This is a genomic window from Streptomyces caatingaensis, from assembly GCF_001187435.1.
GTDB lineage: Bacteria > Actinomycetota > Actinomycetes > Streptomycetales > Streptomycetaceae > Streptomyces > Streptomyces caatingaensis.
Map to the genome: position 1 here is coordinate 72,990 of NZ_LFXA01000002.1, position 14,488 is coordinate 87,477.

The 14,488-nt window shown below is 73.4% G+C and carries 11 protein-coding genes; 4 read left to right on the top strand and 7 right to left on the bottom strand.

What is annotated here, in order from left to right; genetic code table 11:
* Positions 1 to 615 precede the first annotated feature (615 nt).
* The 3 genes from dxs (at position 616) to AC230_RS01150 (ending at position 5,465) form a co-directional block, all read left to right on the top strand.
* Positions 616 to 2,553: a 1-deoxy-D-xylulose-5-phosphate synthase gene (gene dxs / locus AC230_RS01140; protein ID WP_049714036.1), complete on the top strand. Its 1,938-nt coding sequence runs from the start codon at positions 616 to 618 to the stop codon at positions 2,551 to 2,553.
* A 207-nt stretch (positions 2,554 to 2,760) separates the two neighbouring features.
* Entirely contained in the window at positions 2,761 to 4,266 is a 1,506-nt protein-coding gene (locus AC230_RS01145; protein WP_049714037.1) for an amino acid permease, read from the top strand.
* Between the two features lie 128 nt (positions 4,267 to 4,394).
* Complete coding sequence (locus AC230_RS01150; RefSeq protein ID WP_049714038.1) at positions 4,395 to 5,465, top strand: PLL family lectin; 1,071 nt, start codon at positions 4,395 to 4,397, stop codon at positions 5,463 to 5,465.
* Between the two features lie 79 nt (positions 5,466 to 5,544).
* Here the strand turns inward: AC230_RS01150 and AC230_RS01155 are convergent, their stop codons facing one another.
* The 5 genes from AC230_RS01155 to AC230_RS01175 form a co-directional block, all read right to left on the bottom strand.
* The gene (locus AC230_RS01155; RefSeq protein WP_049714039.1) at positions 5,545 to 7,677 is read right to left on the bottom strand and encodes a 3-hydroxyacyl-CoA dehydrogenase NAD-binding domain-containing protein; all 2,133 of its coding nucleotides are present in this window, start codon (positions 7,675 to 7,677) and stop codon (positions 5,545 to 5,547) included.
* Entirely contained in the window at positions 7,674 to 8,888 is a 1,215-nt protein-coding gene (locus tag AC230_RS01160; RefSeq protein ID WP_049714040.1) for a thiolase family protein, read from the bottom strand. The genes AC230_RS01155 and AC230_RS01160 overlap by 4 nt, the downstream gene beginning before the upstream one ends.
* A gap of 203 nt (positions 8,889 to 9,091) precedes the next feature.
* Positions 9,092 to 10,366, bottom strand: coding sequence for an HRDC domain-containing protein (locus tag AC230_RS01165; protein ID WP_049714041.1), 1,275 nt, complete (start codon positions 10,364 to 10,366; stop codon positions 9,092 to 9,094).
* 75 nt (positions 10,367 to 10,441) lie between these two features.
* Positions 10,442 to 11,101 carry a response regulator transcription factor gene (locus AC230_RS01170; protein ID WP_049714042.1) on the bottom strand — a complete coding sequence of 220 codons (660 nt, stop codon included), beginning with the start codon at positions 11,099 to 11,101 and terminating at the stop codon, positions 10,442 to 10,444.
* 198 nt (positions 11,102 to 11,299) lie between these two features.
* Entirely contained in the window at positions 11,300 to 11,965 is a 666-nt protein-coding gene (locus AC230_RS01175) for a DUF3000 domain-containing protein (protein WP_049714043.1), read from the bottom strand.
* Positions 11,966 to 12,056: 91 nt separating this feature from the next.
* Between AC230_RS01175 and hemE the strand changes: the two genes are divergently transcribed.
* Positions 12,057 to 13,121, top strand: a complete 1,065-nt coding sequence (hemE, locus tag AC230_RS01180; protein ID WP_049714044.1) for a uroporphyrinogen decarboxylase — start codon at positions 12,057 to 12,059, stop codon at positions 13,119 to 13,121.
* Between the two features lie 336 nt (positions 13,122 to 13,457).
* Here the strand turns inward: hemE and AC230_RS01185 are convergent, their stop codons facing one another.
* Positions 13,458 to 13,862: a peptidase associated/transthyretin-like domain-containing protein gene (locus AC230_RS01185; protein ID WP_049714045.1), complete on the bottom strand. Its 405-nt coding sequence runs from the start codon at positions 13,860 to 13,862 to the stop codon at positions 13,458 to 13,460.
* Entirely contained in the window at positions 13,859 to 14,473 is a 615-nt protein-coding gene (locus AC230_RS01190; RefSeq protein ID WP_049714046.1) for a dioxygenase family protein, read from the bottom strand. Before AC230_RS01190 ends, AC230_RS01185 begins: the two co-directional genes overlap by 4 nt.
* Between the last annotated feature and the right edge of the window lie 15 nt (positions 14,474 to 14,488).

Consider the following 14,488-nt stretch of genomic DNA (forward strand, 5'->3'; position numbering starts at 1 on the left):
CGCTGCCCGTCTGGCGTTGCAAACCGGTCGGCTTGCCGTAGCAAACCGGCCTCCCTGCCGTTGGAAGACGGGTGTGGGGGCATGGGCATGGGCCGGGCCTGTGGGGGCTTGGATTCTGGGCGGCGTTTGACTGGGCGCGGCACCGACAGCGGCTCAGCCTGTCCGGTGGTGGCGCGGCGGGCGCTATCCAGCCCGTCCGGCGTTTGAGGACGAGCGGCGGAGCCGCGACGGAGCCCGTCCGGCGTTTGAGGACGACCGCGCGGAGCGCGGTTCCGGGGGGTGCAGGGGGCGGAGCCCCCGCTCACCGCGCGTGGGCGCGGGGCAGCGGGCCCGGCCGGGCCGTCGCTACCACGATGGGCGCCGGCGCCAGCCCCGGCCGCCGGGCGTCGCCCCGGCCGTTCCGCCCGCCCCGGCGAGCCGGCCCGCCGCGGCGGGCCGCGCAGGGCGCGAGCCCCGCAGCACGCGGAGCGCCACGGGCGCCCCGCACGGCGCCGTTCAGGTGACATCCATCAGATCACCCGTTCACCGGCACGACGGGCGGAAGATTAAACTCGACCGGCAATGCCCGACCGGCAGCGCCCGACCGGCAACGCCCGACAGCTTAAGGAGGCACGGGTGGCCCTGCTGACCCGCATCAGGGGACCGCGCGATCTGGACCGGCTGAGCCCCGAGCAGCTCGGGCGGCTCGCCGCGGAGATCCGCACGTTCCTCGTCGACGCAGTCGCCAAGACCGGCGGACACCTGGGGCCCAACCTCGGTGTCGTCGAGCTCACCATCGCCCTGCACCGTGTCTTCGACTCGCCCAAGGACCGGGTCCTGTTCGACACCGGACACCAGGCGTACGTGCACAAGCTGCTCACCGGCCGCCAGGACTTCTCGAAGCTGCGCGGCAAGGGCGGCCTCTCGGGCTACCCGTCGCGCGCCGAGTCCGAGCACGACGTGATCGAGAACAGCCACGCCTCGACCGTCCTCGGCTGGGCCGACGGCCTGGCCAAGGCCAACCAGGTCCTCGGCCGGGACGACCGGCACGTCGTCGCCGTCATCGGCGACGGAGCGCTCACCGGCGGCATGGCCTGGGAGGCGCTGAACAACATCGCCGTCGCCAAGGACCGCCCCCTCGTCATCGTCGTCAACGACAACGAGCGCAGCTACGCCCCCACCATCGGCGGCCTCGCCAACCACCTGGCGACCCTGCGCACCACCGACGGCTACGAGCGCTTCCTGGCCCGAGGCAAGGACCTGCTGGAGCGCACCCCGGTCGTCGGCAAGCCGCTGTACGAGACGCTGCACGGCGCCAAGAAGGGCCTCAAGGACTTCATCGCCCCGCAGGGCATGTTCGAGGACCTGGGGCTGAAGTACGTCGGCCCGATCGACGGCCACGACATCGAGGCCCTGGAGTCCGCGCTCCAGCGCGCCAAGCGCTTCGGCGGCCCGGTGATCGTCCACTGTCTGACCGAGAAGGGCCGCGGCTACAAGCCGGCCGAGCAGCACGAGGGCGACCGCTTCCACGGCATCGGCGTCATCCACCCCGACACGGGCCTGCCCGTCGCCGCCTCCGGCGCGAGCTGGACGTCCGTCTTCGGCGAGGAGATGGTGAAGCTCGGCCGCGAGCGCGAGGACATCGTGGCCATCACGGCGGCGATGATGCAGCCGGTGGGCCTCGGCAGGTTCGCCGAGGAGTTCCCCGACCGCGTCTACGACGTGGGCATCGCCGAGCAGCACGCGGCCACCTCCGCCGCCGGGCTGGCGACCGGCGGGCTGCACCCGGTCTTCGCCGTGTACGCGACGTTCCTCAACCGGGCGTTCGACCAGGTCCTGATGGACGTGGCGCTGCACAAGTGCGGCGTCACCTTCGTCCTCGACCGGGCCGGTGTCACCGGCGACGACGGCGCCTCGCACAACGGCATGTGGGACATGTCGATCCTCCAGGTCGTCCCCGGCCTGCGGATCGCCGCCCCGCGCGACGCCGACCAGGTCCGCGCCCAGCTCCGCGAGGCCGTCGAGGTGAAGGACGCGCCGACCGTCGTGCGCTACTCCAAGGGCACGGTCGGGCCGGCCGTCGAGGCCGTCGGCCGCGTCGGCGGCATGGACGTGCTGCGCGCGCCCGCCGAGGGCACCGGCCGGCCGGACGTGCTGATCGTCTCTGTGGGCGCGCTCGCCCCGATGTGCCTGGAGATCGCCGACCTCCTCGACAAGCAGGGCATCTCCGCGACCGTCGTGGACCCGCGCTGGGTCAAGCCGGTCGACGAGGCACTGCCCGGCCTGGCCGCCGAGCACCGCGTCGTCGTCACCGTCGAGGACAACGGCCGGGTGGGCGGCGTCGGTTCGGCGGTCGCGCAGGCACTGCGCGACGCCGGGGTGGACCTGCCGTTGCGCGACTTCGGCATCCCGCCGCGCTTCCTCGACCACGCCTCCCGCAAGGAGGTCATGGCCGAGATCGGGCTGACCGCCCCGGACATCGCGCGCCAGGTGACCGGGCTGGTCGCCAGGCTGGACGGGAACGCCGTGGTCACCGAGGAGCCGGGCGAGCCCGCGGAGGTCGCCTCCGACTGACGTCCCGTCGGACGCCCCCTTGAATCGGCCGGGGGCCGGCCGGACCATCGTTGCGAATGGTCCGGCCGGCCCCCGCGCATACCGGTGGCTGCCCTCCATCGGGTGAATCCGGGGGCAGGGAGGCTGTGGCCCGCCGGACCGGCCCGGATCATCGCGGACACTCGCTCAGTTCGCGAACGAGTGACGACGACCGGTGGAGGTGAGCCGATGGGCACGGATCAGCCCGTCCGGAGCGGCCGCGCAAGGAACGGCATGTTCCGGACGAAGACGGTGGAGCAGTCCATCCGGGACACCGAGGAGCCGGAACACGTCCTCAAGAAGTCGCTCTCCGCCCTGGACCTGACCGTCTTCGGGGTCGGCGTCGTCATCGGCACCGGCATCTTCGTCCTCACCGGGAAGGTCGCCAAGGAGAGCGCCGGCCCCTCGGTGGCCCTCTCCTTCGTGCTGGCCGGCATCGTGTGCGGGCTCGCGGCGCTGTGCTACGCGGAGTTCGCCTCGACGGTGCCGGTGGCCGGGTCCGCGTACACCTTCTCGTACGCCTCCCTCGGCGAGCTGCCCGCCTGGATCATCGGCTGGGACCTCATCCTCGAACTCGCCCTCGGCTGCGCCGTCGTCTCCGTCGGCTGGTCCGGCTACATCCGCTCGCTGCTCGACACCGCCGGCTGGCACCTGCCGCAGGTCCTCTCCGGGCCGCACGGCGGACGGTTCGGCTTCGACATCCTCGCCTGCGCCCTGGTCCTCGCCCTGACCGCGATCCTGGTCGTCGGCATGAAGCTGTCCTCCCGGGTGACCTCCGTCATCGTCGGCGTCAAGGTCACCGTCGTGCTGATCGTGATCGTCGTCGGCGCCTTCCTCGTCACCGGGGCCAACTACGACCCGTTCGTCCCGCCGTCCCAGGGCAGCAGGAGCGGCAGCGGGCTGGCGGCGCCGCTCGTCCAGCTGATGTTCGGCTTCACGCCCTCCAACTTCGGCGTCATGGGCATCTTCTCGGCCGCCGCCGTCGTCTTCTTCGCGTTCATCGGCTTCGACATCGTCGCCACCGCCGCCGAGGAGACCCACAACCCCCAGCGCGACGTCCCGCGCGGCATCCTCGGCTCGCTCGCCATCTGCACCGTGCTCTACGTGGCCGTGTCCGTCGTCGTCACCGGCATGCAGAAGTACAGCGACCTGTCCGTGGACGCGCCCCTCGCGGACGCCTTCAAGTCCGTCGGCCACCCCTTCTGGGCCGGGCTCATCAGCTTCGGCGCCGCCGTCGGCCTCACCTCCGTGTGCATGATCCTGCTGCTCGGCCAGAGCCGGGTGTTCTTCGCCATGAGCCGCGACGGCCTGCTGCCCAGGGTCTTCTCCACCGTGCACCCCCGCTTCGGCACGCCCTACCGCTCGACCGTGCTGCTCGGCGTCGTCGTCGCCGTCGTCGCGGGCTTCACCTCCATCGACGTCCTGGCCGAACTGGTCAACATCGGGACGCTGTTCGCGTTCGTCGTCGTCGCGCTCGGCGTCGTCCTGCTGCGCCGCTCCCGGCCGGACCTGCCGCGCGCCTTCCGCACCCCGTTCGTGCCGTACGTGCCGGTGCTGTCGGTGCTGGCGTCGCTGTGGCTGATGCTCAATCTGCCGGCCGAGACGTGGCTGCGGTTCGCGGTGTGGATGGCGCTCGGCGTCCTCGTCTACTTCGCCCACGGGCGGCGGCACAGCCGGCTGGCGGCCCGGCCGTAGGGGTGTTTGGGCCGGTTCCGGGCCGGAACCGCGTGGGCCGCCGAATGTTATTGTCGGGGGTCGGAAAACGCAGGTGAAGCGGCTCCGCACCACGCGGAATTGGGGCAACGAGAGGCTGGCAGCGAGTCATGGCACGGACGGCCACCCCCACCACCGGCTGGCTGCTGCGGGGGCAGGACGGCCGTCTGACGGCCTACGCGCCGGCCGAGAACGGGCTGTTGCGCTGGACCGAGACCCGGCCCGGCGGCCCGGAGTGGACCGGCCCCGAGCGCCTCGTCGTGCCCGGCCTGGAGCCGCATCTCTCCCTGTGCCGGACGGAGCGCGGCTACGTCTACCTCTTCGGTGTCCGCACCCGCGTCATGGACGACGGCCGCACCGGGACCGACGTCGTCTACGCGACGCAGTTCCAGCCCGGCCGGGCGCTGACGCCCTGGCGGTCCATCGGCACCCCCTACGGCCAGGACCGCGAGCGCGCCGCCCAGATCGGCGCCCCGGCCGCCGTCGTCGACAAACACGGGCCCAACGTCTTCATACGCAACGCCGGCGGCGGTGTCTGCGGCCGGCGCCAGGACGCCAAGGGCGTCTGGGGCCCGTGGCTGGACATGAAGGGCAGCACCGTCCTCGACGCGCTCTGCGCCGCCGCGACGGAGGACGGGCGGGCGGAACTCCTCGCGCTCTCCGGCGACACGGTGCAGAGCTGGGCCCAGGACGAGCCGGGCGGGCCGCTGCGGCGGGTGCGCAACATCCCCGCCAAGGCGCTGTCCGGGACGGGGGCGTCCGTCGCGGGCGGTTCCGGGCGCGTCACGCACTTCTGGCGCGACGCGGCGGAGTCCGCGCTGCACGTGCATGCGCACGCGGCGGGGGAGGAGCCGGGTGTCCCGCTCTCCCTCGGCCCGTACGAGGACGACGGCAGCGGGCCGGTCGCGGCCGTCCGTACGACCATCGACGGGCACGACTGCACCGTCCTCGCCCAGCGGACGGCGTCCGGCCTGCCGGCCGTGGCGGCGTACCCGACGGGGGACGAGGGGGCGGGCGTCTTCTGGTCCAAGACCGGTGAAGTCTGCGTCGGGGCGCCCGCGTTGGCCCTCGACGGCCTCGGCCGTGTCGTCCTCGCGGCGTTCGCGCCGGACGGGGGGCTGTGCGTGGCGCGGCAGAGGGAGGAGTCGGGGCTGGCGTTGGGGAGTTGGGTGCGGGTGTAGTGCCGCCGGGGCGAAATCCCCCACGACGGCGGGGCCGCGCGGGCAAGCCCGCGCGGCCCCGCCGCAAGAAACCCGGCGGCTACGCCGCCGGCACGCTCGCCACCCCCGGCGGAAGGAAGCGCTTGCCGTTCACCCGCTCCGAGACACCCTCCCGGTCCAGGTACGGCGTGATACCGCCGAGGTGGAAAGGCCACCCCGCCCCGGTGATCAGGCACAGGTCGATGTCCTGCGCCTCGGCGACGACACCCTCGTCGAGCATGATCCCGATCTCCTGCGCGACCGCGTCCAGGACGCGCCCCCGCACCTGCTCCTCCGTCAGGACGGTGTCGCCCTGCTTGAGGAGCGCCGTGACCTCGGGGTCGAGCTCCGGCTTCCCGGAGTCGTACACGTAGAAGCCCCGCTTGCCGGCCTTGACGACCGCGGCCAGGTTCTCCGAGACCGTGAAGCGGTCGGGGAAGGCGGCGGCCAGCGTCTCCGAGACGTGCAGACCGATCGCCGGGCCCACCAGCTCCAGCAGCACCAGCGGCGACATCGGCAGGCCGAGCGGCTCGACGGCCTTCTCGGCGACGGCGACGGGCGTGCCCTCGTCGATGACGTTCTGCACCTCGCCGAGGAAGCGGGTGAGGATGCGGTTGACGACGAACGCCGGGGCGTCCTTCACCAGCACCGCCGTCTTCTTCAGCTTCTTCGCGACACCGAACGCGGTGGCCAGCGACGCGTCGTCGGTCCGCTCGCCGCGCACGATCTCCAGCAGCGGCAGCACCGCGACCGGGTTGAAGAAGTGGAAGCCCACGACCCGCTCGGGGTGCTTCAGCTTCGACGCCATCTCGCTGACGGACAGCGAGGAGGTGTTCGTCGCGAGGATGGCGTGCTCGGGCACGACCGCCTCGACCTCGGCGAAGACCTGCTGCTTGACGCCCATCTCCTCGAAGACGGCCTCGATGACGAAGTCCGCGTCGCCGAAGGCGGCGGCCTTGTCGAGGGAGCCCGTGACCGCGGCCTTGAGGCGGTTGGCCTTGTCCTGGTTGATGCGGCCCTTGCCGAGCAGCTTGTCGATCTCGCCGTGGACGTAGGCGACGCCCTTGTCGACGCGCTCCTGGTCGATGTCGGTCAGCACGACCGGCACCTCCAGGCGGCGCGCGAAGAGCAGCGCGAGCTGGGAGGCCATCAGGCCGGCGCCGACGACGCCCACCTTGGAGACCGGGCGGGCCAGCGACTTGTCCGGGGCCCCGGCCGGCCGCTTGGCGCGCTTCTGCACGAGGTTGAAGGCGTAGATGCCGCTGCGCAGTTCGCCGCCCATGATGAGGTCGGCGAGCGCCTCGCTCTCGGCGTCGAAGCCCTGGCGCAGGTCGCCGTTGCGGGCCGCGGAGATGATGTCCAGCGCCCGGTAGGCGGCCGGGGCGGCGCCGTGCACCTTGGAGTCGGCGACGGCCCGGCCGCGCTCGACGGCCCGGTCCCAGGCCTCGCCGCGGTCGACCTCGGGGCGGGAGACCTGGGTCTCGCCGGTGAGGACGGACGCGGTCCAGGCCAGCGACCGCTCCAGGAAGTCCGCGCCCTCGAAGATCGCGTCGGCGATGCCGAGGTCGAAGACCTGCTGGCCCTTCAACTGGCGGTTCTGGTTGAGGGAGTTCTCGATGATGACCGAGACGGCGCGGTCGGCGCCGATGAGGTTCGGCAGCAGGGCGCAGCCGCCCCAGCCGGGCACCAGGCCGAGGAAGACCTCGGGCAGCGAGAAGGCGGGGATCGCCTTGGAGACGGTGCGGTAGGTGCAGTGCAGGCCGACCTCGACGCCGCCGCCCATGGCCGCGCCGTTGTAGTACGCGAACGTCGGCACGGACAGCGCGGCCAGCCGCTTGAAGACGTCGTGGCCGCCCTTGCCGATGGCCAGCGCGTCCTCGCGCCTGGCGAGCAGTTCGACGCCCTTGAGGTCGGCGCCGACGGCGAAGATGAACGGCTTGCCGGTGAGGCCGACGCCGACGATCTTCCCCTCGGCGGCCTCGGCCTCGACCTGGTCGATCGCGGCGTCGAGGTTGGCCAGCGACTGCGGCCCGAAGGTGGTCGGCTTGGTGTGGTCCAGGCCGTTGTCCAGCGTGATGAGCGCGAACGTGCCCGCGTCCTGGGGCAGTTCGAGGTGGCGCACGTGCGCCTGGGTGACGACCTCGTCCGGGAACAGCTCCGCCGCCCCCTTCAACAGTTCAGCGGTGGTGCTCACTTGCCCTCCCAGTGGGGGTTCTCCCAGATGACCGTGCCGCCCATGCCGAAGCCGACGCACATGGTGGTGATGCCGTAGCGGACGTGCGGCTGCTCCTCGAACTGCCGGGCCAGCTGCGTCATCAGGCGGACGCCGGACGACGCCAGCGGGTGGCCGAAGGCGATGGCGCCGCCGTACTGGTTGACGCGCGGGTCGTCGTCGGCGATGCCGTAGTGGTCCAGGAGCGAGAGCACCTGCACGGCGAACGCCTCGTTGATCTCGAAGAGGCCGATGTCGTCGATCGACAGGCCGGCCTTGGCGAGCGCCTTCTCGGTGGCCGGGACCGGGCCGATGCCCATGACCTCCGGTTCCACGCCCGCGAAGGCGTAGGAGACGAGCCGCATCTTGACGGGCAGGCCCAGCTCGCGGGCCACGTCCTCGGCGGCGATCAGCGAGGCGGTGGCGCCGTCGTTGAGACCGGCGGCGTTGCCCGCGGTCACCCGGCCGTGCGGACGGAACGGCGTCTTGAGCGACTCCAGGCCCTCCAGCGTGGTGCCCGGGCGCATCGGCTCGTCGGCGGTGGCCAGGCCCCAGCCGGTCTCCCCGGCCTCCGGGTTGGTGCGGCGCACGGAGATCGGCACCAGGTCGGCCTGGATCTTGCCGTCGGCGTACGCCTTGGCGGCCTTCTCCTGGCTGCGGACCGCGTACTCGTCGGCGCGCCGCTTGGTGATGTGCGGCAGCCGGTCGTGCAGGTTCTCCGCGGTCATGCCCATGAACAGGGCGGACTCGTCGACCAGCTTCTCGGAGACGAAGCGCGGGTTGGGGTCCACGCCCTCGCCCATCGGGTGGCGGCCCATGTGCTCGACGCCGCCCGCGAGCGCGAGGTCGTACGCGCCGAAGGCGATGCCGCCGGAGACGCTGGTGACGGCGGTCATGGCGCCCGCGCACATGCGGTCGACCGAGAAGCCGGGCACGGACTGCGGGAGGCCCGCGAGGATGCCGGCGGTGCGGCCCAGCGTCAGGCCCTGGTCGCCGATCTGGGTCGTCGCGGCGATGGCCACCTCGTCGATCCGGGCCGGGTCCAGGTCCGGGTTGCGGCGCAGCAGCTCCCGGATGCACTTGACGACCAGGTCGTCGGCGCGGGTCTCGTGGTAGATGCCCTTCGGGCCCGCCTTGCCGAACGGGGTGCGGACGCCGTCGACGAAAACGACGTCCCTAGCGGTACGAGGCACGTTGGCTCTCCTCCAGGTGCGGATCGCTGCGCGGGCATGCCGAAGTCGGGTACGCCACGGCGCGGGACTCACCGTCATGCTACTTGCGGGTAACCATGCTGCACAGCCCCCTCGGCCGGAGCGTCGAAGGTCACACCGGGGCCGCGGCGGCATGCGGAAGGCCCCGGCCCGCCACAGGGCGGACCGGGGCCTTCCACGGATGCTCAGGCGGCCGACGACAACGCCGTCACCAGCACCGGCGTCACCTGCTCGACCTGCCAGGGCCGGGCGCCGTGCGCGGCCAGCGCCTCGGCGACGGCCTCCGGCGTGGGGTTCTTCGGCGGCTCCCAGCACAGCCGGCGCACGGTGTCCGGGGTGATCAGGTTCTCCTGGGGCATCGTCAGCCGCTCGGCCAGCTCCGACACCGCCGTGCGCGCCGCCGCCAGCCGCGCGGCGGCGACCGGGTCCTTGTCGGCCCAGGCGCGCGGCGGGGGCGGCCCCGTCAGCGGCTGCCCGGGCTGCGGCAGTTCGGACTCCGGCACCGCCCGGGCCCGGTCGATCGCCGCCTGCCACTGCTCCAGCTGACGCCGTCCCATGCGCGGCCCGAAGCCCGGCAGCGCCGCCAGGGCGTTGGCGTTGGCCGGCATGTTCAGCGCGGCCTCGATGATCGCGCCGTCGCCCAGCACCTTGCCCGGCGACACGTCCCGCCGCTGCGCCACCTTGTCGCGGGCGGTCCACAGCTCGCGCACCACGGCCATCTGCCGCCGCCTGCGCACCTTGTGCATGCCGGAGGTGCGCCGCCAGGGGTCCTTGCGCGGCGGGGCCGGCGGGGCCGCGACGATGGCCGCGAACTCCTGCCGCGCCCACTCCAGCTTGCCCTGCCGCTCCAGCTCCTCCTCCAGCGCGTCGCGCAGGTCGACCAGCAGCTCCACGTCGAGCGCGGCGTAGCGCAGCCAGGGCTCGGGCAGCGGGCGGGTGGACCAGTCGACGGCGGAGTGCCCCTTCTCCAGGGCGTAGCCGAGGACGTTCTCGACCATCGCGCCCAGGCCCACGCGTGCGAAGCCGGCGAGGCGCCCGGCCAGCTCGGTGTCGAAGAGCCGGGCCGGGGACATCCCTATCTCCCGCAGGCACGGCAGGTCCTGGGTGGCCGCGTGCAGCACCCACTCGGCGTCCCCGATGGCCGCGCCCAGCGCGGACAGGTCCGGGCAGCCGACCGGGTCGACGAGGGCCGAGCCGGCCCCTTCGCGACGCAGCTGGACGAGGTAGGCGCGCTGGCCGTAGCGGTAGCCCGAGGCGCGCTCGGCGTCGACGGCCACCGGGCCGCGGCCGGCGGCGAACGCCTCGACGACGGCGGCCAGTCCCGCTTCGTCGGCGACGACCGGGGGGATGCCCTCACGCGGCTCCAGCAGGGGGATCGGCGCCGTAACGACGTCGTCCGGGGGGCCGCCCCCGGGGGTTCGCAGTGGATGGTCTGCTGCGGTGTCTTGGGCGTCGGTCACCGGTCAAGGGTATCCGGGGATGACGGAAGCCCGCCGACGGAACGTTCCGTCGGCGGGCGCGGGGGAGGAATCGGGTCAGTGGATGATGCCGGTGCGCAGCGCCACGGCGACCATCCCGGCCCGGTCGCCGGTGCCGAGCTTGCGGGCGATGCGGGCGAGGTGGCTCTTGACGGTGAGGGCGGACAGTCCCATCGAGACGCCGATGGCCTTGTTCGACTGGCCCTCCGCAACCAGCCGCAGGACCTCGACCTCCCGGCCGGACAGTTCGCGGTAGCCGCCGGGGTGGCCGGGTGCGCCGGGCGGGCGGCGCTGCATGCGCGCGGCGGCGGCGCCGATGGGGGAGAGGCCGGGGCGGCCGGGGACGCCGAGGTTCGTGCGGGTTCCGGTGACCACATAGCCTTTGACGCCGCCCGCCAGCGCGTTGCGCACGGCGCCGATGTCGTCGGCGGCGGAGAGGGCGAGCCCGTTGGGCCAGCCGGCGGCGCGGGTCTCGGACAGCAGGGTCAGGCCGGAGCCGTCGGGAAGGTGGACGTCGGCGACGCAGATGTCGCGGGGGTTGCCGATCCGCGGCCGGGCCTCGGCGATGGACGACGCCTCGATCACGTCCCGTACGCCCAGCGCCCACAGGTGGCGGGTGACGGTGGAACGGACGCGGGGATCGGCGACGACGACCATGGCGGTGGGTTTCGTCGGGCGGTAGGCGAGGCTCGCAGGTTGCTCGAGGAGAACGGACACCAGGCCTCCAGGGGGAGTGGCGGGGACGGGTGCCGACTTTTGGGTAAGCCGGGGCGATCCGTATGGGAAGGGTCACAAGCTCCTTCGGCAGTCGAACCGCCCGGCTTTAGGGAATGATCACGAATTGATGAGTAACAATTCGGGCAATTCAGGCCATGGTGTGAGTGCGTATCAGTCATTCCGGGCCCGGCGGACCGGTCAGCGGCTCTGCGGTCCCCGTCGCTGCGGCAGCGTCACGACACCCGCCTCCGGCGCGCCCCCCGGCGGCAGTCCGGCGATCTGGCACAGCAGGTCGCACCAGGCCGCCAGGTGGGCCGCGGTGTCCGGCGCGGACCGCTCGCCGGCGGCGCCCTGGCCGCCGCCCGGCTCGATGGGCGACCAGGACGCCCGGATCTCGATCTGCGTCGACGGCGGCCGCTCCCGCAGGCCCCCGAAGTAGTGCGAACCCGCGCGGGTCACCGTGCCGCTCGGCGCCGCGTAGGGCACCCGGCGCGCCTCCAGCGCGCCCGTCAGCCAGGACCAGCAGACCTCCGGCAGCAGCGGGTCCTGCGCCATCTCCTCCTCCAGGTCGGCGTGGACCAGCGTCACCAGGCGGAACGTACCGCCCCACGCCTCGTGGCCCGCCGGGTCGTGCAGCAGGATCAGCCGTCCGTCCGCCAGCTCCTCGTCGTCCACCACGACCGCCGCCTCCAGCGCGTACGAGAAGGGGGCGAGCCGCTGGGGCGGCGGGGTCGCGTCGAGTTCGATCTCCGGCCGCAGGAGTACGCCCTGCAGTCCGGCGACCGCCTGCCGGAAGACGGACGGGGAACCCTCCCCACCCACGTCGTCCGGACCGTCCGAGTGGTGTCCGTGCGCCGCAGCCATGCCCGGAAGACTAGGCGGAACGACCCGCGGTTCCGGGTAGGGACACCCACATGCGCGGGTCACTCGTTCGGCCCGTGCGAAGATTTGGGTCATGAGTGAGCGCAGCCAGCATCAGACGGGCCGCACCGCGGCGTACGATTCGCCCTTCCTGCGCGCCTGCCGGCGCGAACCCGTGCCGCACACGCCGGTCTGGTTCATGCGACAGGCGGGGCGCTCGCTCCCCGAGTACCGCAAGGTTCGCGAGGGCGTCCCGATGCTCGAGTCCTGCATGCGGCCGGAGCTCGTCACCGAGATCACCCTCCAGCCGGTGCGGCGGCACGGCGTCGACGCCGCCATCTTCTTCAGCGACATCGTCGTGCCGCTCAAGGCCGTCGGCATCGACCTCGACATCAAGCCCGGCGTCGGGCCGGTCGTCGAGAACCCCGTCCGCAGCCGGGCCGACCTGGCGCGGCTGCGGCCGCTGTCCGGCGACGACGTCCCGTACGTGACCGAGGCCGTGCGCCTGCTCACCGCCGAGCTCGGCACCACGCCGCTCATCGGCTTCGCCGGGGCGCCCTTCACGCTGGCCAGCTACCTGGTCGAGGGCGGGCCCTCGCGCAACCACGAGCACACCAAGGCGCTGATGTACGGCGACCCGGAGCTGTGGGCCGATCTCCTCGACCGGCTCGCGGACATCACGGCCGCGTTCCTCAAGGTCCAGATCGAGGCCGGCGCCTCCGCCGTGCAGCTCTTCGACTCCTGGGTCGGCGCCCTGGCCCCCGCCGACTACCGCCGGCACGTGATGCCGGCCTCCGCCAAGGTCTTCGACGCCGTCGCCGGGTACGGCGTGCCCCGCATCCACTTCGGCGTGGGCACCGGCGAACTCCTCGGCCTCATGGGCGAGGCCGGTGCGGACGTCGTCGGGGCGGACTGGCGGGTGCCGCTGGACGAGGCGGCGCGGCGGGTCGGGCCCGGCAAGGCGCTCCAGGGGAACCTGGACCCTGCCGTCCTCTTCGCTCCGCGCGAGGCGGTGGAGGAGAAGGCCGCCGCCGTGCTGTCGGCCGCGGCCGGGCTGGAGGGGCACATCTTCAACCTCGGGCACGGGGTGCTGCCGACGACGGAGCCGGACGCGCTGACGCGGCTGGTGGAGTTCGTCCACGAGCGGTCCGCCCGGTAGGGCGGTTTCTCTCCCCGCCCCGCCCTTTCACCGTCTCCCAGGCCCCGAACCGTGCTCCGCGCGGCGGGGCGGGGGCTGCGCCCCTGCGCCCCGGCCGGGGGCTTCGCCTAACGCCCCCGACCCCGCGACCGCGCTCCCCGCCCTCGCCCTCAAGCTCCTCCAGCAGGGAACGACAACCCGATGACGAGCTGGACGTCTTCGCGCCGACCGGGCGCACCCCCCAGCCCGTCCGGCGTTGGAGGACGGACGGGGCGCAGCCGCGTTGGGCCCGCGCGGTAGGGCGTGGAAACGGTGGAAGGGCGGGGCGGGGAGAAGGGAGTCGGCGTGGCGGGAGGGTCAGAAGGTGAGGAAGACCGTTTCGGCCGCGCCGCCGAGGTGCACGTCGAAGCGGTGGCCGGGCGAGGCCAGGAGCGTGGCGCGGCGGGCCGGGGGCAGGGCGGTGAGGAGAGGGTCGTCGGGCGGCCGGGTGAAGTAGACGCGGGTGAAGAGCGGGTGGGGCAGGCCCCGGGCGTGGAGGCAGAGGGACAGGTACGGCGGGGGCGCCGCGGGGACGGGGAGCGCGTACGAGCCGTCCGGGGACGTCGCCGCGCGGGCGAAGGGCGGCCAGAGCTCCAGGAGGGCGTCGGGGACGCCCGCCCCGGCGGCGTCCAGGACCCGGCCGCGGAGGACGGCGGGGCCGTCCCCGGCGGGCGGCAGCCCCGGGGCGAAGTACGGGCCGATGGTCTGGGGCGGTGTGGTCATCGCGAGCCCTCCGTCCACGTCGCGCACGGGCCGTCCAGGACGACGTCCCACACGTAACCCCGCACCGGGTCCCCGGTGGCTATCAGCCGCGCCCGCGCGGCGGGATCGCGCACGGCGTGGTGGATGCCGTCCCGGTCCAGGAGCGGGTCGCCGGGGAAGTACATCTGGGTCACCAGGCGTTGGGCGAAGGCCGTGCCGAAGAGCGAGAAGTGGATGTGGGACGGGCGCCACCGGACGCCGTCCACCGGGTAGGCGCCGGGGCGGACGGTGGTGAAGCGGTAGCGCCCCTCGCCATCGGTGAGACAGCGGCCCGTCCCCGTGAAGTTCGGGTCCAGGGGAGCGGGGTTGCGGTCGGCGGGATGGGCGTACCGGCCCGCCGCGTTGGCCTGCCAGATCTCGACGAGCTGGCCGCGCACGGGCCGGCCGCGGCGGTCGCGGACGCGGCCGGAGACGGTGACGGGCTCGCCGAGCGGCCGCCCGGCGTGCTGCCGGGTCAGGTCGGCGTCGAGGGGACCGGCCGCCGCCGGGCCGAAGAGCGGGCCGGTCAGCTCGGCCGCCTCCGGGTCGGGCGGCAGGGCCACCGGGGCAAGGCGTGGTCTGCGCCGGGGGATTCCGGTGTAGGAACC